The organism is Micromonospora sp. MP36, from assembly GCF_008119785.1.
Classification (GTDB): domain Bacteria; phylum Actinomycetota; class Actinomycetes; order Mycobacteriales; family Micromonosporaceae; genus Micromonospora.
In genome coordinates this window covers 33,686-58,332 of the sequence record NZ_VSFA01000028.1, presented here as the reverse complement: position 1 = coordinate 58,332, position 24,647 = coordinate 33,686, and the positions used below count along the sequence as shown (strand labels likewise).

At 72.0% G+C, this 24,647-nt stretch carries 21 protein-coding genes; 17 read left to right on the top strand and 4 right to left on the bottom strand.

Translation table 11 applies throughout. The features are described 5' to 3' along the window. The first annotated feature begins 132 nt into the window (after window positions 1-132). From FXF52_RS19865 to FXF52_RS19850, 4 genes are all read left to right on the top strand, one after another. A complete protein-coding gene (locus FXF52_RS19865) occupies window positions 133-1,383 on the top strand; it encodes a maltose ABC transporter substrate-binding protein (RefSeq protein WP_148798719.1) in 1,251 nt (416 codons plus the stop codon). Then, complete coding sequence (locus FXF52_RS19860; RefSeq protein WP_148798717.1) at window positions 1,383-3,026, top strand: ABC transporter permease subunit; 1,644 nt, start codon at window positions 1,383-1,385, stop codon at window positions 3,024-3,026. The genes FXF52_RS19865 and FXF52_RS19860 overlap by 1 nt, the downstream gene beginning before the upstream one ends. Further along, the gene (locus FXF52_RS19855) at window positions 3,023-3,922 is read left to right on the top strand and encodes a sugar ABC transporter permease (protein WP_222870581.1); all 900 of its coding nucleotides are present in this window, start codon (window positions 3,023-3,025) and stop codon (window positions 3,920-3,922) included. The genes FXF52_RS19860 and FXF52_RS19855 overlap by 4 nt, the downstream gene beginning before the upstream one ends. 140 nt (window positions 3,923-4,062) lie before the next feature. Further along, window positions 4,063-5,874: a glycoside hydrolase family 13 protein gene (locus FXF52_RS19850; RefSeq protein WP_148798716.1), complete on the top strand. Its 1,812-nt coding sequence runs from the start codon at window positions 4,063-4,065 to the stop codon at window positions 5,872-5,874. 105 nt (window positions 5,875-5,979) lie between these two features. Here the strand turns inward: FXF52_RS19850 and FXF52_RS19845 are convergent, their stop codons facing one another. After that, complete coding sequence (locus FXF52_RS19845; protein ID WP_187413598.1) at window positions 5,980-6,579, bottom strand: TetR/AcrR family transcriptional regulator; 600 nt, start codon at window positions 6,577-6,579, stop codon at window positions 5,980-5,982. Between the two features lie 96 nt (window positions 6,580-6,675). Between FXF52_RS19845 and FXF52_RS19840 the strand changes: the two genes are divergently transcribed. The 9 genes from FXF52_RS19840 to FXF52_RS19800 all read left to right on the top strand — a co-directional run bounded on the left by FXF52_RS19840 (window position 6,676) and on the right by FXF52_RS19800 (window position 16,844). Beyond that, window positions 6,676-7,683: a hypothetical protein gene (locus FXF52_RS19840; RefSeq protein ID WP_222870580.1), complete on the top strand. Its 1,008-nt coding sequence runs from the start codon at window positions 6,676-6,678 to the stop codon at window positions 7,681-7,683. Window positions 7,684-7,740: 57 nt separating this feature from the next. Beyond that, window positions 7,741-8,082: a hypothetical protein gene (locus tag FXF52_RS19835; RefSeq protein WP_148798712.1), complete on the top strand. Its 342-nt coding sequence runs from the start codon at window positions 7,741-7,743 to the stop codon at window positions 8,080-8,082. Between the two features lie 277 nt (window positions 8,083-8,359). Further along, entirely contained in the window at window positions 8,360-9,430 is a 1,071-nt protein-coding gene (locus FXF52_RS19830) for a BMP family protein (RefSeq protein ID WP_148798760.1), read from the top strand. A 202-nt stretch (window positions 9,431-9,632) separates the two neighbouring features. Then, complete coding sequence (locus FXF52_RS19825; RefSeq protein WP_148798710.1) at window positions 9,633-11,216, top strand: ABC transporter ATP-binding protein; 1,584 nt, start codon at window positions 9,633-9,635, stop codon at window positions 11,214-11,216. Then, window positions 11,213-12,568, top strand: a complete 1,356-nt coding sequence (locus tag FXF52_RS19820; protein ID WP_148798708.1) for an ABC transporter permease — start codon at window positions 11,213-11,215, stop codon at window positions 12,566-12,568. The genes FXF52_RS19825 and FXF52_RS19820 overlap by 4 nt, the downstream gene beginning before the upstream one ends. Before the next feature lie 2 nt (window positions 12,569-12,570). Beyond that, the gene (locus tag FXF52_RS19815; RefSeq protein ID WP_148798706.1) at window positions 12,571-13,851 is read left to right on the top strand and encodes an ABC transporter permease; all 1,281 of its coding nucleotides are present in this window, start codon (window positions 12,571-12,573) and stop codon (window positions 13,849-13,851) included. A 12-nt stretch (window positions 13,852-13,863) separates the two neighbouring features. Continuing rightward, the gene (locus tag FXF52_RS19810; protein ID WP_148798704.1) at window positions 13,864-14,571 is read left to right on the top strand and encodes a cytidine deaminase; all 708 of its coding nucleotides are present in this window, start codon (window positions 13,864-13,866) and stop codon (window positions 14,569-14,571) included. A 201-nt stretch (window positions 14,572-14,772) separates the two neighbouring features. Further along, the gene (locus FXF52_RS19805; RefSeq protein WP_148798703.1) at window positions 14,773-16,053 is read left to right on the top strand and encodes a thymidine phosphorylase; all 1,281 of its coding nucleotides are present in this window, start codon (window positions 14,773-14,775) and stop codon (window positions 16,051-16,053) included. A 110-nt stretch (window positions 16,054-16,163) separates the two neighbouring features. Beyond that, window positions 16,164-16,844 (top strand): DUF4272 domain-containing protein, encoded by a 681-nt coding sequence (locus tag FXF52_RS19800; RefSeq protein WP_148798701.1) that lies wholly within the window; start codon window positions 16,164-16,166, stop codon window positions 16,842-16,844. On the opposite strand, the gene FXF52_RS19795 is transcribed toward FXF52_RS19800, so the two are convergent. Together FXF52_RS19795 and FXF52_RS19790 are read right to left on the bottom strand one after the other, a co-directional pair. Then, window positions 16,841-17,758, bottom strand: a complete 918-nt coding sequence (locus tag FXF52_RS19795; protein ID WP_148798698.1) for a putative RNA methyltransferase — start codon at window positions 17,756-17,758, stop codon at window positions 16,841-16,843. The genes FXF52_RS19800 and FXF52_RS19795 overlap by 4 nt on opposite strands. 1 nt (window position 17,759) lies before the next feature. Next, window positions 17,760-18,236 carry a MarR family winged helix-turn-helix transcriptional regulator gene (locus FXF52_RS19790; protein WP_148798696.1) on the bottom strand — a complete coding sequence of 159 codons (477 nt, stop codon included), beginning with the start codon at window positions 18,234-18,236 and terminating at the stop codon, window positions 17,760-17,762. A gap of 57 nt (window positions 18,237-18,293) precedes the next feature. Here FXF52_RS19790 and FXF52_RS19785 point away from each other — a divergent pair, with 57 nt between their 5' ends. Both FXF52_RS19785 and FXF52_RS19780 read left to right on the top strand, forming a co-directional pair. Beyond that, on the top strand, window positions 18,294-18,707 hold the full coding sequence (locus tag FXF52_RS19785; RefSeq protein WP_148798694.1) for a PPOX class F420-dependent oxidoreductase: 414 nt from the start codon (window positions 18,294-18,296) through the stop codon (window positions 18,705-18,707). Between the two features lie 51 nt (window positions 18,708-18,758). Continuing rightward, a complete protein-coding gene (locus FXF52_RS19780; protein ID WP_148798692.1) occupies window positions 18,759-19,835 on the top strand; it encodes an adenosine deaminase in 1,077 nt (358 codons plus the stop codon). Here FXF52_RS19780 and FXF52_RS19775 read toward each other — a convergent pair whose 3' ends face one another. Then, window positions 19,836-20,294 (bottom strand): ATP-binding protein, encoded by a 459-nt coding sequence (locus FXF52_RS19775; RefSeq protein WP_255472132.1) that lies wholly within the window; start codon window positions 20,292-20,294, stop codon window positions 19,836-19,838. 343 nt (window positions 20,295-20,637) lie between these two features. Here FXF52_RS19775 and FXF52_RS19770 point away from each other — a divergent pair, with 343 nt between their 5' ends. Together FXF52_RS19770 and FXF52_RS19765 are read left to right on the top strand one after the other, a co-directional pair. Then, window positions 20,638-24,150 (top strand): sensor histidine kinase, encoded by a 3,513-nt coding sequence (locus tag FXF52_RS19770; protein ID WP_148798688.1) that lies wholly within the window; start codon window positions 20,638-20,640, stop codon window positions 24,148-24,150. Beyond that, on the top strand, window positions 24,147-24,551 hold the full coding sequence (locus FXF52_RS19765; protein WP_148798686.1) for a roadblock/LC7 domain-containing protein: 405 nt from the start codon (window positions 24,147-24,149) through the stop codon (window positions 24,549-24,551). The genes FXF52_RS19770 and FXF52_RS19765 overlap by 4 nt, the downstream gene beginning before the upstream one ends. Window positions 24,552-24,647: the final 96 nt, after the last annotated feature.

The window sequence follows — 24,647 nt, the reverse complement described above, 5'->3', positions numbered from 1 at the left end:
CGCCTTGCTAACGTCCCCGCAACACGGGAGAGCAGCGGCGCACCACCCGGCGCCGGTCAGCAAGAAATTACAGAGGTTTCCACTGGCGGGCCGTCCTTCCCCCGGCGGGCCGCCATGACGACAGGAGTACCGATGCGCATCCGTACCGCGGGTGTGGTCGCTGTCCTCGGCCTGGCGCTCGCCGCCTCCGGCTGCGGTGGCAGTGACAACGACAAGCCGGCCGCCAAGGAGTCCGCCAAGGCGGCGGGCGGCAAGCTGGTCATCTGGGCCGACGACAAGCGGACCGCGGCCCTCAAGCCGTTCGCCGAGGAGTTCGGCAAGGAGAACGGGGTGACCGTCGAGGTCCAGGCCGTCTCCAAGGACCTGCAGACCAACTTCGTCACCGCCTCCCAGCAGGGCAGCGGCCCGGACGTCGTCGTCGGCGCGCACGACTGGATCGGCAACCTGGTCCAGAACGGCGCCATCGACCCGGTGCAGCTCGGCGCCGAGCAGAAGAGCGCGTTCAACGAGACCGCGGTCAAGGCCGTGACCTTCAACGGCCAGCTCTACGGCGTCCCCTACGCCACCGAGAACGTCGCGCTGATCCGCAACACCGAGCTGGCCCCCGAGGCGCCGAAGACGATCGAGGAGCTGGTCGCCACCGGCAAGCAGCTCAAGGCCCAGAAGAAGGCCAGCGAGATCCTCTGCCTCCAGTCCGGCCAGAACGGCGACGCCTACCACATCTACCCGCTGTACACCTCTGGCGGCGGCTACCTGTTCGGCACGGCGGCCAACGGCGACTACGATCCCAAGGACCTGGGCGTGGGCAAGCCGGAGTCGATCGCGGCCTTCCAGAAGATCGCGAAGCTCGGCGAGAAGGGTGAGGGCGCGCTCAAGCGCTCGATCACCGGCGAGAACTCCATCGCCACCTTCACCGGCAAGAAGTGCGCCTTCCTGGTCTCCGGCCCGTGGGCCATCGCCGACGCCAAGAAGGCCAACATCAAGTACGACATCTCCCCGGTCCCCGGCTTCGCCGGTGGCAAGGAGGCCCAGCCGTTCGTGGGCGTCCAGGCGTTCTACGTCGCCGCCAAGGGCAAGAACAAGGCGCTGGCCCAGGAGTTCGTCACCAACTACGTGACCAAGCCCGAGCTGGCCGTTGCGCTGTACAAGGCCGAGCCGCGCCCGCCGGCGCTCACCGCCGCCTTCGACCAGGTCAAGGGTGAGGACCCGGACCTGGCCAAGTTCCAGGAGGCCGGCAAGAACGGTCAGGTGCTCCCGGCGATCCCGGCCATGGCCGCGATCTGGGACCCGTTCGGCAAGGCGGAGGCCGCCGTCATCGGCGGCGCCGACCCAGCGCAGACGATCACCGCGGCCGGCAAGACCATCGCGGGTCAGATCAAGTAATGAGCACGTCGCTGTCCGGCCCGGAGCCTGCCACGCAGGCTCCGGGCTGGGAGCCCGTTCGCCGCGGGCTCCCGCGCACGCCCCGTACCGCGCGGAACCACGCGCCGATCACCGCGACCGGCCTCCTCGTCAAGGTGATCCTGCTCGGCCTGGTGGCCGGGATCGCGGTCTGGGCGGCGTTCCCGCTGATCGAGGCCGAGCACTGGATCGGGCTGGCGATCCTGGCGGTCACCACCGCCGGTCTGTTCTACCTCTACCTCGGCCGCCGGCACGTCCCGGCGAAGTACCTGGTCCCCGGCACGCTCTTCCTGATCGCCTTCCAGGTCTTTCCGGTGCTCTACACCGCGAGCACCGCGTTCACCAACTTCGGCGACGGTCACCGCGGCAGCAAGGACGACGCGATCGTCGCCATCCAGAGCTCCTCGGTGAAGCAGGTCCAGGGCTCCACCGAGTACGCCCTCTCCATCGCCACCAAGGGCGACCCCGAGACCGGCGCGCTGGTCTTCCTGCTCAGCGACCCGAAGACCAGGGAGGTCTTCGCCGGCGACGCGAACGGACTGCGCAAGCTCGACGCCGGGCAGGTGACCGTCAGCAGCCTCACCGGCAAGGTCACCGCCGCCGACGGCTACACCGTGCTGAACATCGGTCAGGCCAGTGGCCGCAGCGACGCCATCACGGCCCTGGTGGTGCCCACCTCCGGCGGTGCCATCCGCTCCAACGGCCTCACCCGCGCCTACGAGGGCAAGGCCGTCCGGGCGTACGACCCGGGCTGTGACTGCATCAAGGACAACGAGACCGGCAAGACCTGGCGCGCCGACGCGGCGAGCGGCTCCTTCGTGGCCGCCGACGGCGAGCGGCTGGCTCAGGGCTGGAAGGTCAACGTGGGGTTGCAGAACTTCAGCCGGGTGCTGACCGACCCCAACATCTCCGGCCCGTTCTTCGGCACGCTGCTCTGGAACTTCGCCTTCGCGATCGGCTCCACCGGGCTCACCTTCCTGCTCGGCATGGCCATCGCGCTCGCCCTGCACTCGCCCCGGATGCGCGGCACCAACCTCTACCGGGTGGTGCTGATCCTGCCGTACGCCATGCCGTCGTTCGCCATGCTGCTGGTCTGGCGGGACATGTTCAACACCGACTTCGGCCTGGTCAACAACCTCTTCGGCCTCGGGGTCGACTGGTTCGGCCAGACTTGGACCGCGCGGGCCGCGGTGCTGCTGGTGCAGCTCTGGCTGGGCTACCCGTACATGTTCCTGGTGACCACCGGCGCGCTCCAGGCCATCCCCCGGGAGCTGACCGAGGCCACCTCGGTCGACGGCGCGTCGCCGTGGCAGTCGTTCCGGTCGGTCACCCTGCCGCTGCTGCTGGTCGCGCTCTCGCCGCTGCTGATCGCGTCGTTCGCGTACAACTTCAACAACATCAACGCGATCTGGATGACCACCGAGGGTGGGCCGTTCGCGCCGGACAACCCGACCAACGGCGCGACCGACCTGCTCATCACCTACACCTACCGGTTGGCCTTCGGTGCCCAGGGCGCCGAGTTCGGCATGGCCGCGGCGGTCTCGATCTTCATCTTCGCGATCGTGGCGACCGTGTCGGCGATCAGCTTCCGGCGTACCCGCAAGCAGGAGGAGGTGTACTCGTGACGACCGTCGCGGACGCCCCGGTGGCCGACCGCGCCGCCACCGGCCGGCGGCGCAACCGCTGGTTCGCCCAGGTGGGATGGCGGCACCTGGTCGGAGTGCTGGCGGTGGCGTTCAGCCTCTTCCCGATCCTGTTCGTGCTCTCGGCGGCGCTCAACCCGCTCGGCACGCTCTCCTCGACCGAGCTGGTGCCCACCGGCGCGTCGTTCGAGAACTTCAGCAACCTGTTCCAGAAGACGGCGTTCGGCCACTGGTTCCTCAACTCGCTGCTGATCGCCGGCACGGCCAGCTTCGTGTCGATCTTCCTGTCCGCGCTGGCGGCGTACGCGTTCTCCCGGATGCGCTTCGCCGGCCGGCGGGTCGGACTGCTCACGCTGCTGCTGATCCAGATGTTCCCGCAGTTCCTGGCCATCGTGGCGATCTTCCTGATCTTCACCACGGTCACCGACCTGTGGCCGGCGCTCGGCTTCAACACCCCGTGGGGACTGTTCCTGCTCTACATGGGTGGCGCGCTGGGCGTGAACACCTGGCTGATGAAGGGCTTCTTCGACACCCTGCCGCTGGAGCTGGACGAGTCGGCCACCATGGACGGCGCCACGCACGCCCAGGTCTTCTTCCGGATCATGCTACCGCTGGTGGCGCCGATCCTGGCGGTGACCGCGTTGCTGTCGTTCATCGGCACGATCAACGAGTTCATGATCGCGAACGTGTTCCTCACCAACACCGAGTCGAAGACCCTCGCGGTCGGCATGTTCGGCCTGGTCGCCGGCGAGCGCAACAACAACTTCGGGATGTTCGCGGCGGGCACCCTGCTCACCGCCGTCCCGACGGTGCTGGTGTTCCAACTGCTCCAGCGCTACATCGTCTCCGGCCTCACCGCCGGAGCCGTCAAAGGCTGAGCCTCCTCGGCTCACGCTGCGGCAAGGGCGTCGTGTCGACGTACACCGGAGCGGTTCTCGGGCGGACCGCCGCGGTCGGGTGACCGGCCGCGGCGGGTGCCCGCCCCTCTCCCCGTCGGTACGACGCGAAAGGCAGCAGCATGTCCCTCCAGCCGCACCACGACGGCTCCGCCACCTACGTGCCCGAGCAGGACCCCGCGCTCGGGCAGACCGTCCCGGTCTTCGTCCGGGTGCCGGCCGGCGCCGACGTCCGCCAGGTGCACGTCCGGACCACCGGCGACGGCGAGCCCCGGTTCGCCGAGGCGGTGGTCGACCGCACCGAGGGCGGTGACGTGTGGTGGCGCGCCGACGTCGAGGTCCGCAACCCGGTCAGCAACTACCGCTTCCTGCTCGATGGCCGCCAGGGCTACCGCTGGCTCAACGCCGCCGGTCTGGTCGACCACGACGTGCCCGACCACGGCGACTTCAAGCTGGTCAGCTACGCCCCGCCGCCGGCCTGGGCCCGGGACGCGGTGATCTACCAGATCTTCCCGGACCGGTTCGCCCGCTCCGCCGCGGCCGCCGGCCGGACCCCGCCGGACTGGGCGATCCCCTGCGACTGGGACACCCCCGTCATCGGGCGCGGGCCGGAGACGCCGCGCCAGTTCTACGGCGGTGACCTGGACGGCGTCACCGAGCACCTGGACCACCTGGACCGGCTCGGCGTCAACACCGTCTACCTCACCCCGATCTTCCCGGCCCGCTCCAACCACCGGTACGACGCGTCCAGCTTCGACACGGTCGACCCGCTGCTCGGCGGGGACGCCGCCCTCGCCCGGCTGGCCGAGGCGGTGCACGCCCGGGGCTGGCGGCTGCTCGGCGACATCACCAGCAACCACACCGGCGACGCTCACCAGTGGTTCACCGCCGCCGCGTCCGACGTCAGCGCCCCGGAGCGGGAGCTGTACTACTTCGACGCGGTGACCGGGGACTATGAGTCCTGGAACGGGGTCAAGTCGCTGCCGAAGCTCGACTGGGGCAGCGCTGAGCTGCGCCGCCGCTTCGCCACCGCCGGGGACTCGCTGCTGCGCCGCTGGCTGCGCCCGCCGTACGGGCTGGACGGCTGGCGGGTGGACGTGGCGAACATGACCGGGCGGCGGGGGGCCGACGCGTACACCCACGAGGTGGCGCGCCTGCTGCGCCGGGTGGTGACCGAGACCCGGGCCGACGGGCTGCTGCTGGCCGAGCACGGCCACGACCACACCGGCGACCTGGACCGGGACGGCTGGCACGGCACCATGAACTACGTCGGCTTCACCGACCCGGTCTGGTCCTGGCTGCGCCACGGCGACGAGCCGCTGCCGAACTTCCTCGGCACCCCGGGCGGGGTGCGGCGGCGGGACGCGGGCGCGGTGCTGGCCACCATGAACGCCTACCGGTCGCTGGTCTCCTGGCGGTCGTACGTGCACTCGTGGCAGCTGCTCGGCTCGCACGACTCGGCCCGGATCCGGACCGTGGTCGGCGACACGGCCCGGCAGGAGGTGGCCGCCGGGCTGCTCGCCACCATGCCGGGCACCCCGGTGGTCTTCGCCGGGGACGAGCTGGGGCTGACCGGCACGAACGGAGAGGGGTCGCGTACCCCGATGCCGTGGCACCGGCCGGAGAGCTGGGACCGGCGCACGTTCGAGACGTACCGGTCGCTGCTGGCGCTGCGCCGCGCCGAGCCGGCGCTGCGGCACGGTGGCCTGCGCTGGGCGTACGCGGACGGCGACACGCTGGTCTTCCTCCGCGAGGCGCCCACCGGCACGGTGCTGGTGCTGGCCCGTCGCGCGGCCGGCGCTCCGGTCCGGCTGGCTGGCCTGCGGGCGGGGGAGAACGTGTACGGCGGCGCGCCCGCCCTACGCCCCGCCGCCGACGGCACGGTGACGCTGCCAGCCGACGGCCCCACCTTCCAGGTCTGGCGTCTCGCCTGACCGGGCCATCGCAAGATCACGCTCGACGCGGGAAGTAGTGGCCTCGCCGTGCTCCGGAGGCCACTACTTTCCTCGATCGAGCACGTTCAAGCCGAGGGCGACCGGTTAGCCGGTCGGGCCGGCGAGCAGGGCGCGGACGCCGGCCAGGAAGGTCGCCCGGTCCGGTGAGCCGGTCAGCATGCGCTGCATGAAGTAGCCGGGGACCAGGCCGAACAGGGCCGCCCCGACCGCCTCCGGATCGGCCTCCGCGGGCAGCTCGCCGGCCTCGCCCGCCCGTCGGGCGATCGCCACGAAGTGGTTCCGGAAACCGCCGTACGTGGCCCGGACGAACTCGGCGAGCGCCGGGTCCCGCTGTGCCTCGCTCCACACCTGGATGGCCAGCCGCAGCACGCCGTCCTCGCCGGTCTGGGAGTCGACGTAGGTCAGGGCCCGGTCCAGCACCTCGGTGACCGGCAGCGGCGGCTCGTGGCGGGCCAGTTCGGCGAAGACCTGGTCCGCGCCGCCGATCACCGCCTGGGCGATCGCGGTGACCAGGTCGTACTTGCTGGGGAAGTAGCGGTAGACCGCCCCGACCGAGAGGCCGGCCTCGCGGATCACGTCCTGCATCGAGGTGTTGTGGAAGCCGTCGCGCAGGAAGCACCGCCGGGCCGCGTCGAGGATCTGCCGGCGGCGGGCGGCGAGGTGTTCGTCCGATACGCGTGGCACGTCGCACATTGTAAAGCGAACGTTCGTTCTTGACTGACGGCCGACCGCGGCGCACTCTCATTCCAAGAGAACGAACGTTCGTTTTAGGAGGCGGAGATGTCCGCTCAACCGTCCCGGGTCCGCTCACCGTGGCTGTTCGCCGTCCTGCTGGCCGCCCTCGTGGTGGCGGTGCAGGCGTTGCTCGTCCCGCTCTTCGCCGCGCCTGCGGCGAACCTCGCCCCCCGTGACCTGCCGATCGTCGTGGCCGGCCCGGCGCCCGCCACGACCGAACTCACCGCCCGGCTGGCCGCCGCCCGGCCCGGCGCGTTCGAGGTGACCACGCTGCCGGACGCGGCGGCGGCCGACCGGGCGTTGCGCGACCGCGAGGCGTACGCGGCCTTCGTCGCCGGTCCGGACGGGATCGCCCTGCACACCGCCCCGGCGGCGAGCCCGACCGTGGCCGCGCTGCTCACGGAGGCCTCCGCCCAGCTCTCCGGCGGCCGGCCGGTGCCGGTGGTGCAGGTCGTCCCGGCCGATCCGGACGATCCGCGCGGCGCCGGCTTCGCCGCCGGGTTCCTGCCGTTCGCGCTCACCAGCATGCTGGCCGGCGCACTGCTGATCTTCCTGGTGGCCCGGCGGGGCGCCCGCCTGCTAGGGCTGGTGGCCTACGCCGTCCTCGCCGGCCTGGCCGGCGAGGCGGTGCTGCACGGCTGGCTCGGCGTCCTCGACGGCGACCGGTGGCTCGAGGCGGGTGCGATCGGCCTCTTCGCGCTGGCCGCGGCCGGCACCGTGGCCGGCCTCGGGGCGGTGCTGGGCAGGCTGGGCATCGGGCTCGGTGCGGTGCTGGTCTTCCTGGTCGGCAACCCGCTCTCCGCGGTCAGCGCCGCGCCGGAGCTGCTGCCCCAGCCGTGGGGCGCCGTCGGGCAGTTCCTGCCGGTCGGAGCCGGGGGCACGCTGCTACGCGCGGCGGCGTTCTTCGACGGCGCGGGCGCCGGCCGGTCCCTCGCCGTGCTGGCCGGCTACGCGGTGGTCGGTCTCGGTCTGGTCCTGCTCGGCCGGCGGAGTGGCGGGGGCGACGGGCGCAGCGCGGCCCGGGAAGCGCGGGCGGCCAAGGTCACGGTATGACGGCAGCTGGCCGGGCCGACTACTACAGTCCGTCGTTGGTGGGGCAGGATGGGCGGCGTGGAAGCTCTTCGGCTGGTACTCCTCTACGTCCATCTGATCGGGTTCGCGATGCTGCTCGGCGGCTCGATCGCCCAGTACGCCAGCGGCCGGCTGCGGATCAACGCGGCCATGCTCTGGGGCTCGGTGATCCAGGTGCTGACCGGAATCGGTCTGTCCGCCCCGCTGCGCGACGGGCACGAGCCGGCACCCGCCAAACTTGTTACCAAGTTGGTGCTCGCGCTGCTGATCTTTGTCATGGTCTTCTTCTCCCGGAAGCGGGAGTCGGTCAACCGTGGTCACTTCCTTGCCATCATCGGGTTGACGCTGGCCAACGCGGCGGTGGCGGTCTTCTGGCGGTAGCCCGTCAGCAGCGCGAACGCCACGGGAAAACGGACGTTCGTGACACCTCTCCGGAGGCCCGTCGGCACGGGAAGTGATCTGCCCCACCCAACGGTTACACGGGGGTAACGGACGCCCAACAGTCGTGCACGATTGTCGGCCGGTGGGTGGGCGCGGGCGTACGCTCCCGTCCGTAACGTGGGACGCCGGCGGGCACACCGCAGGCCGGCGAAAGGGCTGCCACCGCGCACAACGCGGTGTGCAATGGGAAGGAGTCGTCTTGCGCTCTGTGCGTGGGATGCGGATCGTCGCCTCCGCCTTCGTGGCGGGTGGCCTCGTGCTGGGCGCCGCCGCGTGTGGTGAGGCCCCCAAGGACAACAACGGCGCTGGCAGCGGTGCCAAGAAGTACAGCGCCTGCATGGTGACGGACGTCGGCGGCATCGACGACAAGTCCTTCAACACCTCCGCCTGGGCCGGTCTCCAGGAGGCCAAGAAGGCCAACGACAACATCGACATCAAGTACGTCGCGTCGAAGGCCGAGGCGGACTACGAGGTCAACCTGACCGGGTTCGTCAACCAGAAGTGCGACTTCATCCTGGCCGTCGGCGGCCTGATGGCCGACGCCACCAAGAAGGCCGCGACCGCGAACCCGAACCAGCAGTTCGGCATCGTCGACTCGAACCCGGGCGTGGACAACATCTACCCGATGCAGTTCGACACCACGCAGGCCGCCTTCCAGGCCGGCTACCTGGCCGCCGGGATGAGCAAGACCGGCAAGGTCGGCACCTACGGCGGTCTGCCGATCCCGCCGGTGACGATCTTCATGGACGGCTTCGCCGACGGCGTCGCGTACTACAACAAGACCAAGAGCAAGAACGTCCAGGTCCTCGGTTGGGACAAGGCGACCCAGAAGGGCTCCTTCACCAACGACTTCACCAAGCAGGACGAGGGCAAGAAGGTCTCCGACGCGCTGGTCGCCCAGGGCGCGGACATCATCATGCCGGTCGCCGGCGGCGCCGGCCTCGGCACCACCGCCGCAGCCCAGGCTTCCGGTGGCAAGTACTCGGCCATCTGGGTCGACACCGACGGTTGCAAGAGCACCCCGAACTGCCCGGCGCTGGTGACCACGGTCGTCAAGAACATCCAGGACGCCGTCAAGGACGCCGTGCTCAAGGCCGCCGGTGGCGAGAAGCTCCAGGCCAAGCCGGGCTTCGTCGGCACCCTGGCCAACAACGGCGTGTCGCTCGCCCCGTACCACGACTTCGACAGCAAGGTCCCGGCGGACCTGAAGGCCGAGGTCGACAAGATCAAGGCGGACATCGCCGCCGGCACCATCACGGTCACCTCGAAGGCCCAGCCGACCAAGTGACCCGTCCGCCGGGCCGCCGCGGATGAGATCATCGGCAGCGGAGGCCGGCGGGCACCACGCATGACGATCCGGCCGCCTCGGCGTACGTGGGGATTCCTCCCGCGCCCGCCGGGGCGGCCGGTCCGCACCACCCCCGGCCCGGTCAGGTGACCGGCGCGGCAGCGGCTACGCTGCACCATCGCTCGCACTCCAGGAGGTTGCGCTGAGACTCGAACTGCGCGGCATCACCAAGCGGTTCGGTGATCTGGTCGCGAACGACCACATCGACCTGACGGTGGAGCCTGGAGAGATCCACGCCCTGCTCGGCGAGAACGGCGCCGGCAAGTCGACCCTGATGAACGTGCTCTACGGGCTCTACCAGCCCGACGAGGGCGAGATCCTGGTCGACGGCCGGCCGCTGAAGCTGAAGGGCCCGTCGGACGCCATCGCCGCCGGGATCGGCATGGTGCACCAGCACTTCATGCTGGTGCCGGTCTTCACCGTGGCGGAGAACGTCATGCTCGGCGCCGAGCAGGTCAAGGGCGGCTTCACCGGATTCCTGGACCGGCGGCGCGCCCGTCGTGAGGTGGCCGAGGTCTCCGAGCGGTACAACCTGCGGGTCGACCCGGACGCCGTGATCGAGGACCTGCCGGTCGGCATCCAGCAGCGGGTGGAGATCGTCAAGGCCCTCACCCGCGAGGTGGACCTGCTGATCCTCGACGAGCCGACCGCGGTGCTCACCCCGCAGGAGACCGAGGAACTGCTCGCGGTGATGCGGTCGCTGAAGGCCGCCGGCAAGTCGATCGTCTTCATCACCCACAAGCTGGGCGAGGTCAAGGCGATCGCGGACCGGATCACCGTGATCCGGCGCGGGAAGACCGTGGGTACGGCCTCGCCGAGCGCCAGCCGCGACGAGCTGGCCGCGCTGATGGTGGGCCGCAGCGTCCGGCTGACCGTGGACAAGAAGCCGGCCACCCCGGGCAAGCCGGTCCTCGAGGTCTCCGGCTTGGTGGTGGACGACGACCGGCAGGTACGCGCGGTCGACGGCATCGACCTGACCGTGCGCGCCGGTGAGGTGCTCGGCATCGCGGGCGTGCAGGGCAACGGCCAGACCGAGCTGATCGAGGCCATCATGGGCCTGCGGCCGGTGCTCGCCGGCACGGTGACCCTGGACGGCGAGGCCGTGCACGGCTGGTCGACCAAGAAGGTGCTTCGCGCCGGCGTCGGCTACGTGCCGGAGGACCGCAGCGTCGACGGCCTGGTCAAGGAGTTCTCCGTCGCGGAGAACCTGGTGCTGGACATCTACGACCAGCCGCCCTTCGGCAAGGGCCTGTCGCTCAAGCCGGACGCCATCGCGAAGTCGGCCAAGGAACGGATCGAGCAGTTCGACGTCCGTACCTCCTCGGCGGACGCGCCGGTGGGCACGCTCTCCGGCGGCAACCAGCAGAAGGTGATCGTGGCCCGGGAGCTGTCCCGGCCGCTGAAGCTCTTCATCGCCGCGCAGCCGACCCGGGGCGTGGACGTCGGCTCGATCGAGTTCATCCACAGCCGGGTGATCCGCGAGCGGGACATCGGCACCGCCGTCATGGTGGTCTCCAGCGAGTTGGACGAGGTGATCGGGTTGGCCGACCGGATCGCGGTGATGTACCGCGGCCGGATCATCGGCGTCGTCGGCCCGGACACCCCACGCGAGGAGATCGGCCTGCTGATGGCGGGCATCACCCCGGACACCGCCCCGGCGAACCCGACCGACGGCACCCCCGGTGCGGCCGTCCCCGAGGTCCCTGTCGAAGAGGACGAGGCATGAGCAACCCGAACCCGGTGTCGGGCTCCCCGGACAAGGAGCCGGCGACCGAGGCGCAGGAGGCGCAGAGCGAAGCGCGGGCGAACCCGACCGCGCCCGCCGGCGACTCCGAGCGCGCGGTGACCGCCACCGCCACCAAGGAGCCCGCAGCCGAGCCCCGCCCCTCCCTGGGCCGGCTGTTCCTGGACAACCTCTGGGCGGCGAACACGGTCACCGTGACGGTGCTCGCGGTGCTGCTGGCGATGCTGGTCGGCGCGGTGCTGATCATCGTCTCCGACCCCGCGGTGCTGGCCACCTATGGCTACATCACCGCCCGGCCGTCGGACGCGATCAACTCCAGCTGGACTGTGGTCAGCGAGGCGTACGCGAACCTGTTCAAGGGTGCGATCTTCGACCCGGAGGCGTCCGGCTTCAGCGCCGCGCTGAGCCCGATCTCGGAGACGCTCACCTACACCGCGCCCCTGGTCTTCACCGGCCTGTCGGTGGCGCTCGCCTTCCGGGGCGGCCTGTTCAACATCGGCGCCCAGGGCCAGGCGACCATCGGCGTGGTCCTGGCCGCCGTGGCCGGCTTCGCGCTGCCGTTGCCACCGGGGGTGCACCTGATCGTCGCGCTGATCGCCGGCGCGGCCGGCGGCGCCCTCTGGGGCTTCATCCCGGGCATCCTCAAGGCGCGGACCGGCGCCCACGAGGTGATCAACACGATCATGCTCAACTACGTCGCGGTCTACTTCCTGTCCTGGATCATCATCCAGAACGGGGTGCAGAACCCGAGACGCGCCGACGCCATCAGCAAGCCGGTCGAGGCCTCCGCCCAGCTGCCCCGGCTGCTCGGCGACAACCTGCGGGTGCACGCCGGCATCCTGCTCGCGGTGCTGGCCACCTGGTTCGTGGCCTGGCTGCTGAACCGCTCGACGCTCGGCTTCGAGCTGCGCGCCGTCGGCGAGAACCCGGACGCCGCCCGCACCGCCGGCATCAGCGTCACCAAGACGTTCGTGCTGGTGATGGTGATCGCCGGCGTACTGGCCGGGCTCGGCGGCTCGAACATGGTGCTCGGCTCGACCGCGGACGCGCTCACCCCGCAGGTGATCGCGCAGATCGGCTTCGACGGCATCCTGGTCGCCCTGCTAGGCCGGGTGAAGCCGTGGGGCGTGCTGATGGCCGCGCTGCTCTTCGGCGCGCTCCAGGCCGGCGGCAACCGGATGCAGTCGTACTCCGGGATCTCGCTGGAGCTGGTCACCGTGCTCCAGGCGCTCATCGTCATCTTCATCGCCGCGCCGGCCCTGGTGAAGGCGATTTTCCAGCTCCGGGCGGCCCGCGCGGCCCGGTTGCAGACGAGCCTTGCGAAGGGCTGGTAAGCATGTCCACCATGGCTGTCCCCGAGGTCGCCGTCACCGCGGTCGACGAGGGTTTCTGGACGCGCGCCCGCAAGACCGGAGCCGTCCTGCTGGCGCTGGGCGTGCTCGCGGTGGCGCTCTTCGGGGCGCTCGCCACCGGCCAGCAGGCCCGGTTCACGCTCAGCGAGACCGAGGGCGGCGCCGCCCTGGCGATCAACGGCACGGTCGGCGCGATCCTGTTCGGGCTCATCACGGCGGCGGCCGGCGCCGCCCTGCTCGCCGGCGTGCCCAAGCGCTGGTCCACCGTGCTGCTCGGCGTCGGCCTGGTCGGCTTCGTGCTCAGCTTCCTCTGCTGGCAGGTCTCCGCCGCCCCTGCGGGGAACAACTTCATGCCGCTGGTCAACGTCGTCCGCAACACCTTCTACCTGGCGCTGCCGCTGATCTTCGGCGCGCTGGCCGGGGTGCTGTGCGAGCGGTCCGGCGTGGTGAACGTGGCGATCGAGGGCCAACTGCTGATGGGCGCCTTCTCCGGTGCGCTGTTCGGCAGCCTCTCCGGCAGCGTCTGGGTGGGGCTGGTCGCCGCCGCGCTCGGCGGCGCGTTCATCTCCCTGCTGCTCGCCGTCTTCGCCATCCGCTACCTGGTCGACCAGGTCGTCATGGGCATCGTGCTCAACCTGCTGGCGGTCGGTGTCACCGGCTTCCTCTACGAGCGGCTGATGCAGACGGACGCGACCAAGTACAACAGCGCCCCCCGGTTCGGCAACTGGGAGATCCCGCTGCTCAAGGACATCCCGCTGATCGGTCCGGCGCTGTTCCGCAGCAACCTCTTCCTCTACCTCGGCCTGCTGCTGGTGCTGGTCATCCACATCGCGCTGTTCCGTACCCGGTGGGGGCTGCGGACCCGGTCGGTGGGTGAGCACCCCACCGCGGCCGACACCCTCGGCGTGAAGGTGCTGCGGCTGCGCTACCGCAACGTGCTCATGGCCGGACTGGTGGCCGGCGTGGGTGGTGCCTCGTACACCCTGGCGCTCTACTCGTTCACCAAGAACATGATCGGTGGTAAGGGCTTCATCGCCCTGGCCGCGCTGATCTTCGGCCGGTGGAGCCCGACCGGCGCGCTGCTCGCGGCGCTCTTCTTCGGCTTCGCCGACCAGCTCGCCACCTACCTCGGCGCGATCGGCAGCAGCATCCCCAGCCAGTTCCTGGCGATGCTGCCCTACCTGGCGACGATCCTGGCCGTGGCCGGCCTGGTCGGCAAGGTCCGGGCGCCGGCGGCGGACGGCAAGCCGTACATCAAGGGCTGACGGAGGCACGACGTGGAGATCGACTGGGAGCGGCTGCGCGCCGCCGCCACCGAGGTGATGCGGCACGCGTACGTGCCGTACTCGAAGTTCCCGGTCGGGGCGGCCGCCCTGGTCGACGACGGCCGGGTGGTGGTCGGCTGCAACGTGGAGAACGCCGCGTACGGCGTGGTCCTCTGCGCCGAGTGCGGGGTGGTCTCCTCGCTGCACGCCACCGGTGGCGGCCGGATCGTCGCCCTCTCCTGCGTCGACGCCACCGGCGAGCCGCTGATGCCGTGCGGCCGGTGCCGGCAGCTGCTCTGGGAGAACGGCGGCCCGGAGTGCCTGGTCGAGACGAAGGGCCGCCCGCTGCGCATGACCGAGCTGCTCCCGCATGCGTTCAGCGTCGAGGACCTGGAGGCGGTGACCGGCGAGACGCCGGTGCCGGTGGTGCCGGAGCGGCTGGCCGCCTGGCGGGGGCGGGGCACCGTCTTCGTGCACCCGGATCTCTCCGCCGGGCAGCAGGTCTGGACGGCCTACTGGGAGCGGTCGGCCGGGGACACCGAAGGCGCCGAGACCGGCGTGCTGGAGGAGGGCCCGACCTGGGACGACCCGGCGGAGGCGATCACCTGGGGGCTGGCGCGTACGCCCCGCGTGGTGGTGGTGGACGCTAACGGCACCATTTTCTGGGCCGGTGAGGGTGAGCCGCCCATGGAGATCCCGGCTCGCTGGTCGGGTGCATGAGTTTGCCGGCTCGGGTGGCTGAGCTTGGGGGCCGGGGCCGACCGTGACCGGCTCCGGGCGGTCAGGCTTGATCCCTCCGCCGGTCACGGTCGGCCCCGGCCCGTCGTGCGCGCGCCCGCGGGTCGGTCACGGCGGGATTCCCGTCTTGGCAATGGTCGCGGCCTGCTGGCCGGTGCCGGAACGACTGATAGGAACTTTAAGGTGAGTGCTTTTACGGCGGTTGATGTCATTCGGGTCAAGCGGGACGGGGGTGTGCTGAGCGACGGGCAGATCGACTGGGTCGTCGACGCGTACACCAAGGGGCTGGTCGCCGACGAGCAGATGTCCGCGCTGGCCATGGCGATCCTGCTGCGCGGCATGACCGGGCCGGAGATCGCCCGGTGGACCGCCGCGATGATCGCCAGCGGCGAGCGGCTCGACCTCTCCACGGTGGCCCGGCCGACCGTGGACAAGCACTCCACCGGCGGTGTCGGCGACAAGATCACCCTGCCGCTGACCCCGCTCGTCGCCGCCTGCGGCGCGGCGGTGCCGCAGCTGAGCGGCCGGGGCCTCGGCCACACCGGCGGCACGCTCGACAAGCTGGAGTCGATCCCCGGCTGGCGGGCCGCGCTGAGCAACGACGAGTTCATCGCCCAGCTCCGCGACGTCGGCGCGGTCATCTGCGCGGCCGGCGACGGCCTGGCCCCGGCCGACCGCAAGCTCTACGCGCTGCGCGACGTCACCGGGACCGTGGAGGCGATCCCGCTGATCGCCAGCTCGATCATGAGCAAGAAGATCGCCGAGGGGACCGGCGCCCTGGTGCTCGACGTGAAGGTCGGCTCGGGCGCGTTCATGAAGCACGTCGACGACGCCCGCGAGCTGGCCCGGACCATGGTGGAGCTGGGCCGGGCGCACGGCGTACGGACGGTCGCCCTGCTCACCGACATGTCCACCCCGCTCGGCCTGACCGTCGGCAACGCGGTCGAGGTGACCGAGTCGGTCGAGGTGCTCGCCGGCGGCGGCCCGGCCGACGTGGTGGAGCTGACCCTGGCGCTGGCCCGGGAGATGCTCGACGCGGCCGGCCTGCCGGACGCCGACCCGGCGGCGGCGTTGCGCGACGGCCGGGCGATGGACGCCTGGCGGACGATGATCCGGGCGCAGGGCGGCGACCCGGACGCCCCGATGCCGACGGCCAACGAGGTCGAGGTGGTCCGCGCCACCGAGGACGGCTACGTCGCCGAGGTCGACGCGTACGCGATCGGGGTGGCCGCCTGGCGGCTCGGCGCCGGCCGGGCCCGCAAGGAGGACCCGGTGAGCATCCCGGCCGGGGTGGTGCTGCACAAGCGCCCGGGCGACCCGGTACGCGCCGGCGACCCCCTGTACGAGCTGCGCGCCGAGCACGCGGAGCGGATCCCGGCCGCGCTCGCCGAGGCACAGCGGGCGGTCCGCATCGCGCCGGAGGCCCCCGCCGTGGCGCCGCTGGTCATCGACCGGATCGGCTGATCGTCCGGGCCGGCTCCGGCCATGGTGCTGACCTCGCCGAGCCGCTATCCTCCCTGGCCAGGGGGGACCGACCGGCGATGAGCCGATGCGAGCAGACAGGGACCTGAGCCGTGCGCGTACCCGCCCCCGACCCGCGGGCCGTCCGTGAGGCGAGCCTCGACGAGCTGTCCCGGCTGGGCCTGCCGCTGCCGCCGCCGCAGTTCCCGTTGGTGTGGGAACCGGGCGACGAGATCGAGCTGCGGACGACTGCGGAGATCGAGGCCCGGATCGCGGTGCTGCACGTGATCCTGGCCCGGTGCTTCGGGATGCCCGCGCAGGCCGCGGCGAGCTGGCTGCTGGACTCGCACCTGGTCGACGTGGTGACCCCGCCCGAGTGGCAGTTCGTGATGGGCGGCAAGGGCGACCACCGGTCGTTCGTGCTGCACCACGACGCGCTCTTCTCGCTGGCCTGGGTGCTCGGGTTGGCCAAGGAACTGGACCCGACGGTGCCGGTGGACGAGCGGCTGGTCGAGCGGATGCCCAACCTCGTCGCGGGGGAGACCTTCCCGCAGTGGCGGGCCCGGATCCTGGCCGCCCCGCAACACCCGGCCGACGCCGCCGCCCTGCTCGACCTGCACTACTGCCTGGACTGGGCGTACCTGGAGACGGAGCAGTCCGGGCGGGCGCTGCCCGGGCTGGTCGACTCACACGCCATCGGGCAGCGCCGGTGGGCGCTGGAGTGGGCGGTGGTGCTGCGCGGGCCGTACCACGACGAGCCGCCGGGCTGGGAAGAGGTCGATCTCTCCACCTAGGAGTGCGGCCGGTGCACGCCGAGCCGGACCGCGAGGGTCACCGGCGCCGGCTCGGGCAGCGCGGCGATCCGCTCGGCGAGCCGGGCCGGGTCGGTGTGCCAGGCGCTGGGGCCCATCCCGACCAGGGTGGCCACCTCGGTCCGAGTGAGCGTGAGCCGGGCCCGGTGCACGCTCGCCGACTCCTCGGTGAAGTGGCCGCCGAGGCTGCCCGCCACCCGGTCCGCCTTGGCCGGGTCGACCCGGAGCAGGTCCAGCGCGGCCACCAGTTCGGCCAGGTGGTCGTCGGCGGGGGTGACCACCAGCAGGGCACCCGCCGGGTCGAGCACCCGGTGGAACTCCGGGCCGTTGCGCGGCGCGAAGACGTTGAGCAGCACGGCGGCCGAGGCGTCGGCCAGCGGGAGCCGCTGCCAGGTGTCGGCGAGTGCCGCCGCGGCGCGCGGGTGGGCGCGGGCGGCCCGGCGCAGCGCCGGCTTGGCGACGTCCAGGGCCAGGCCGACGGCGTCGGGCAGCGCCGCCAGCACCGCGGCGAGGTACCAGCCGGTCCCCGCGCCGGCGTCCACCACCAGGGGGTACGACGCGCCGGGGTCACCCTGCGTCGCGTCTGTGGCTGCCCGGCGGGCGGGGGGCGTGGTGCTGCGTACCCGGTCGACCACGTCGGCGGCCGTGGCGGCGAGCGCGGTGGCGACGGTGTCGTAGTGGCCGGCGGCGAGGAAGTCGGCCCGGGCGGCGACCATCTCGGCGCTGTCCCCGGCGTGCGGAGTGCGGCCGGCGAGCAGGTTCACGTATCCCTGGCGGGCGAAGTCGAAGCTGTGCCGGCGCGGGCAGCGCAGCGCCCGGGTGGTGCCGGCGGTGGTCTCGGTGAGCGGCTCGGCGCAGACCGGGCAGCGCAGCCGGTCGAGGACGCGGGGGTCCATGTCAGGCCGCCGGGGCGGCCGGACGCCCGGCGAGGCGGTCGACCACCCGCTGGGTCAGCGCGCCCAGGGCGGCGATCTCCTCCGGGGTGAGCAGGTCGATCAGGTGCCGGCGGACGGCGGCGACGTGGCCCGGCGCGGCGGCCTCGATGGCGGCCCGGCCGGCCGGGGTCAGCACGACCACGGAGCCGCGCCCGTCCGAGGGGCACTCCTCGCGGCGGACCAGGCCGCGCTGCTGCATGCGGGACAGGTGGTGGGAGAGCCGGCTGCGGGACCAGAGCATCCGGTCGGCCAGTTCGCTGAGCCGTAGCCGCTGCTCGGGCGCCTCGGAGAGGTCGGAGAGGACGTCGTAGTCCGGCTCGGAGAGGCCCGCGTCCTGCATCAGCTCGCGGGCGAGCGTCAGGTCGAGCAGCCGGCGCATCCGGCGGTAGCCGCGCCAGGCCCGGTCCTCCCGCTCGTCCAGCCAGCGTGGTTCGTCCATGCGGCGAGCCTAGCCGAGTGGTTGACACGTCATCAAAGCCACCCTACGGTCGGTGACATGTCAACCAAGCTGTGGGAGCTGTTCGGGGAACGGGGGCGCGGGGTGCTGGTGACGCTGCGCCGGGACGGCCGCCCCCAACTGTCGAACCTCGACTACCTGGCCGAGCCGGGGCTGATCCGCTGCTCCACCACTGCTGACCGGGCGAAGGTGCGCAACCTGCGGCGCGACCCCCGGGCCAGCTTCCACGTCACCACCGCCGACGGCGGGGCGTACGCGGTGGCCGAAGGGACGGTGACCCTCACCCCGCCGGCCGCGGCGACCGAGGACGCCACCGTCGACGAGCTGGTGGAGGTCTACCGGCGGATCCGGGGCGAGCACCCGGACTGGGCGGACTACCGGGCCGCGATGGTCGCGGACGGCCGCCTGGTGCTCCGCCTCGCCGTCGAGCGGGTGTACGGCTGGCGGCCCTGAGCCGGCCCGGTCCCGCGCCGAGGTCGAGCGGCCGGTGACTAGGGTCTGTGCATGGTCGCAATCCGGTACGAGGACATCGTCAAGGTCCCGAAGGCGCTGCTGCACGATCACCTGGACGGCGGTCTGCGGCCCGCGACAATCGTCGAGCTGGCCGCCGAGGTCGGCCACGAGCTGCCCACCACCGACCCGGAGGCGCTGGGCCGGTGGTTCGTCGAGGCGGCCAACTCGGGTTCGCTGGAGCGCTACCTGGAGACCTTCGCGCACACCGTGGCGGTCATGCAGACCGCGCCCGCGCTGCGCCGGGTGGCCCGCGAGTGCGCGCTGGACCTGGCCGCCGACGGGGTGGTCTACGCGGAGGTCCGGTTCGCCCCCGAGCAGCACCTGGAGCGGAACCTGACCCTGGACGAGGTGGTCGAGGCCGTGGTGGCCGGCTTCGTCGAGGGGAGCGCGCAGGCCGCCGAGGCGGGCCACCCGATCCGGATCGGCACGCTGCTGACCGCGATGCGGCACGCCGCCCGCTCGCAGGAGATCGCCGAGCTGGCGGTCCGGCACCGGGACGCCGGGGTGGTCGGCTTCGACATCGCCGGCGCGGAGGCGGGCTTCCCGCCCACCCGGCACCTGGACGCCTTCGAATACCTCCAGCGGGAGAACTTCCACTTCACCATCCACGCCGGGGAGGCGTTCGGGCTGCCGTCGATCTGGCAGGCGATCCAGTGGTGCGGCGCCGACCGGCTCGGGCACGGCGTCCGGATCGTCGACGACATCACCCCCGGCTCGCCGCCGGTGCTGGGCCGGCTGGCCGCATACGTCCGGGACAAGCGGATCCCGCTGGAGCTCTGCCCGTCGTCGAACGTGCAGACCGGGGCGGCGCCGTCGATCGCCGAGCATCCGATCGGGCTGCTGCGCGACCTGCGCTTCCGGGTGACCGTCAACACCGACAACCGGCTGATGAGCGGTACCTCGATGTCCCGGGAGATGGCGCTGCTGGTGGAGGCCTTCGGCTACGGCTGGAAGGAACTCCAGTGGTTCACCATCAACGCGATGAAGAGCGCGTTCATCCCGTTCGACGAGCGGCTGACGATCATCGACGAGGTGATCAAGCCGGCGTACGCCAAGCTGATCGGCTGATCAGGGGTGCTGGTGCGGGTGGCCGGCGAGCAGCGCGGCCACCCGGCGCAGCACCTGGCGGGCCCGGGCCGCCTCGGCGCCCAGGCCGGTCTGCCGGCGCAGCACCGCCGGCTCCGCGCGCAGCAGTGCCACCCCGCGCTGGATCAGCACCCGGGGTGCCTTGCGCTGCTCGGCGAGGTCGCGGGTGAGCCGGCGGACGAAGGTCGCCCCCCGCGGCCGGCGCAGCGCGTACGCCCCGGCGAGCAGGCCCCGTCGCCGGCACTCGGCGACGATCTCGGCGGCGAAGATCCCTTCGGCCACGAAAAGTGGCGCTCCGGCGAGATCGAATGGCCGGGTGGCCACCTTGCGGTCCGCGCCGATCGCATAAACCGGCACTTCGGCCTTGCCGTCCCGGGCCAGTCGGGCAATTGTTTCCACCGCCGTGTCCGCGTCCCAGGACAGGGGTGACTCCCAGTCCACCTGTCCGCTCCGGCGCGGCAACGTAGGGTCATCGCCGTCCTTGTAGAAGTCGTCCAAACAGAGCACAGGAAGTCCGGTCCGTTGGGCAATGTACGACTTTCCGGAGCCGGAGGGTCCAGCGAGCAGGACAACGCGGTGAGGGTGTTCCATTACCTTGAGTGACTCCGGCCAGACAGATTGCTGCCAAATTGCATCAACATCTCATCACACCAGCGGCGACGGACAACCTGGGCTTTCCGTTTGCCGGGCGGCGTGATGGAATCTCGGGGGTCCGACCCGCCGGGTCGGTCGCTCGGCGTTGCCCACGGGCGACGTCCGGACGCGGTAATGCGAGGGCGGTGACGTGAGCAAACGGCCAACGACGGGCTCCTTCCTGTCACGGCTGCGCCGGCCGGCCAGCCGGCTCCGCGACATGCCGATCTGGTCCAAGCTCGGTCTGATCATGATCGTGCCGACCATCGCCACGGTCGTGGTCGGCACCAGCGGTCTGGTCGACCACGTGCAGACGCTCAACAATGCCAACCGGGCGGGCGACCTGGCCAATCTGATCGGGCGCTCGGGTGATCTGGTCGACACCCTGCAGGACGAGCGGGTCAACGCCATTCTGTGGCTGGGTGCCAAGGGCCAGACCAAGGCTGAGCAGACGCAGAGCAACGCCCAGTACCAGGAGGCCTACAACCGGGCCAACCAGCGGGTCGACCAGGCGAGGACGCCCTACCTGCAGGAGCGGAACGGGATCAGCGACCTGCCGAGAAACTTCGAGGGCCTGCTCGACCAGATCGACCAGAGCCTCACCGACCTGCCGGGCACCCGGAGCCAGGTCCTCAACGGCAAGCTGACCATCAGCGACGCGGAGAAGACGTACGGCGAGCTGATCAGCAACCTGCTCGCGATCCGGGACTCGGCCACCCCGCTCGCCGGCGACAACGACCTGAGCGACCGGATGCGCGCCGCCGCGGCGATCGCCCGGCAGAAGGAGTTCCTGGCTCAGCGCCGCGTGGTCGTCCACCAGGCGCTGAAGCGGGGCTACCCTCCGCCGCTGCGCGAGCAGTTCATCGCCAGCGAGACCGGTGACGCCCAGGCGTACGAGAACTTCAAGGCGGTCGCCAACGAGGCCGACTCGGAGTTCTACGACCAGGCCGTCTCCGGACCGGACCGGCGCGAGGCGGACAAATACACCAACTGGGTCCGCGCCAACACCACCGACAGCATGGCGGACGCGCCATTCAAGACGGACCAGTGGGACGCGGCCATGGTCGCCACCGCGAAGCAGCTCCGTACGGTGGAGAAGCGGCTCGACGGCAACGTGGTCGGGCAGGCCGAGAGCCTCCGCTCCGCCACCCAGACCCAGGTGTTCCTGGAGACCGGCCTGCTGTTCAGCATGCTGCTGCTGGCCATCATCTTCGCGTACCTGGTCGCCCGCTCGATGGCCCGCTCGCTGCGCGACCTGCGGCAGGGCGCCCTCTCGGTGGCCCAGTACGGCCTGCCGCAGGCGGTGGCCCGGCTGCGGGACCCGCAGGTCACCGGGCAGCTCTCCCCGGTGCAACTGGCCAACCAGATCGCCGAGCCGCTGCCGGTCCGCAGCAAGGACGAGTTCGGCCAGGTGACCGAGGCGTTCAACGCGGTCCACCTGGAGGCCGTCCGCACCGCCGCCGAGCAGGCCGCCCTCCGGGCGTCCGTCGCGACGATGTTCGTCAACCTGGCCCGCCGGTCGCAGATCCTGGTCGACCGGCTGATCGGCCACCTCGACCGGCTGGAGCGCGGCGAGGAGGACCCGGACCGGCTGGCCGAGCTGTTCCAGCTCGACCACCTCGCCACCCGGATGCGGCGCAACGACGAGAACCTGCTGGTCCTCGCTGGTGCAGACTCCACCCGCGTGCAGCGGGAGCCGGCCGCCCTCATCGACGTGCTGCGCGCCGCCCAGTCCGAGGTCGAGCACTACACCCGGATCGAGTTCGGCGTGATCGACCGGGACATCGAGGTCGCCGCGCACGCGGTCAACGACCTGGTGCACCTGGTCGCCGAGCTCTTCGACAACGCCACCGCTTTCTCCCCGCCGGACTCCCACGTCATGGTGGAGGCCCGCCGCGTCGGCGACCGCGCCTCGCTCTACGTCGAGGACCGGGGCATCGGCATCAGCGCCGATCAGTTGCACGAGCTGAACGAGCGGCTCGCCACTCCGCCGCAGGTGGACGTGGCGGTCTCCCGGATGATGGGTCTGGTCGTGGTCGCGCGGCTCGCCGCCCGGCACGGCGTCAAGGTCGAGCTGCGGCCCGGCGGCGACCGGGGCACGGTCGCCGACGTCACGCTGCCCACCTCGGTCCTGGTGCCGCGCGCCCTCTCCGGCCGGGGTCAGCCGGCGCCCGCCCTGCCGGCCGCCACGGCCGGCCCGCAGGGCGGCGGCCTGGCCGCCGCGTTCGGCGCCGTGGCCGCGCTCAACAACGGCCCGCAGACCCCGCCGGCCCCGCGCCCCGGCGCCTCCGGCAACCAGGTGACGCTCGGCGGCCGGGCCTTCGATCCGGCCCCGCGCAACGGCGCCGGCACCCCGGCCACCCCGGGTGGCATGCGCTCGATGCCGGCCTGGTCCGACCTGACCGGGGCCAGCGGGCTCGCGGGCGGTGACGGCTTCACCCCGCGGACGTCGAACGGCCGGCCGACCGACCCGCTGCCGCAGCGGCGCAGCCCAGCCGAGGGCGACCCGGCCAGCACCGGCCAGCAGCCGCCCATCCCGCGGCAGCTGCCGAGCAGCCCGGAGGTGCGGCCGTACAACCCGCCGCCGGTCTCCGGCCCGCCGTTCCCGCCGGTCTCCGCGCCGCCGTTCCCGCCGGTCTCCGGCGTACCCGTGTCGGCCTCGCCGGTCTCGGGCCACCCCGTGTCGGCCGCGCCGGTCTCGGCGCAGCCGGTGTCGGCCTCGCCCGCCCCGGGCCAGCCGGTCTCCGTGCCGCCGGCCGGCCAGCTGCCGCCGCGTCCGGCCCCGCCGACCCCCGCGCCCAGCGTCGGCGCCCCGCCGGCCTGGCCGCCGGTTCCCGCGCCGGACCCGGCCGCCGCCCCGCCGGTGCCGGAGCGCCTGGCCGCCGGCCTGGACATGACCACCGAGCTGCCCCGGGTCACCCGGTCGGAGGCGCCGCCGCCGTTCAGCCAGCCCGCGCCGGCGCCCGCGCCGCGGCCGACCACACCGCAGCCGGCGGCCAACCGCCAGCGGTACGCGGACGAGACGATGGAACTGCCGATCTTCCGGGAGCTGGAGTCGGCCTGGTTCCGTACCCGCAAGCCGGGGCCGGAGGAGACCGCCGCAGCGCCTGCCGCGGGGGCGAACGGCGCGGCCACCCAGCAGTTCGCGAAGGTCGACACCGCCGGGCAGGCCGTCCAGCAGACCACCCCAGGGACGACAGGTAACACGCCGATGGCACCAACCCCGATGGCTGGCGGAACACCGCACGACAACGGAGCGGCGAACGGAGGCCTCCGTCCCGGTTACGCCGAGGCGCTGCCGAACCGGCGAGCGTCCCAGCAGACCGGCGGCTGGCAGACCGCGGCCGACGACGGCTGGCGGGCCGCCTCGGCGGCCACCGAGGTCCCGGTCGCCGAGACCACGCAGAAGGGCCTGCCCAAGCGGGTGCCGATGGCGCAGCTCGTCCCGGGCGGCATCGAGAAGCCAAGCGCGTCGGTGCAGCGCCGGACGCCGGAAGGCGTACGGGGTCTGCTCTCGGCCTACCATCGGGGCGTGCAGCGGGGGCGTAACCACCCGACCGACAGCAACTCGGCCGGCTCGGAGGCCACTCCGGGCGGTCAGCAGTCCTCGCAGTCTGGCTCTGGCCCAGTGGCCGGGAGCGGGCAGAAGGAGCAACAAGGATGACTAGTACGCAGGATCTCGGATGGCTGCTCGCCAACTTCGCCGACCGGGTGCCCGGCGTGGCGCACGCGGTCGCGGTCTCCGCCGACGGCCTGCTCCTCGCTGCGTCCCGTGACCTTCCGCGGGACCGCGCCGACCAGCTCGCGGCGATCGCGTCCGGCCTGGTCAGCCTGACCCAGGGCGCGGCGCGCTGCTTCGAGGGCGGGGCGGTGCTGCAGACAGTCGTCGAGATGGACAACGGCTTCCTGTTCCTGATGTCCATCTCGGATGGTTCGTCGTTCGCGGTGCTCGCCGCGCGCAGCTGTGATGTGGGCCAGGTCGGCTACGAGATGGCCCTGCTCGTCGACCGGGTAGGTGACGCCCTGACCCCGCAGCCGCGTACGGCTGTAGGGATGATGGGCTGATCGACGCGCTGACCGGTGGGTCAGGAGCGGCAACAACTACGACAACGACGGGTTCCACCGGGGCGAGCCGGTGCCGGGTACGAAGGAGGTGAGCGG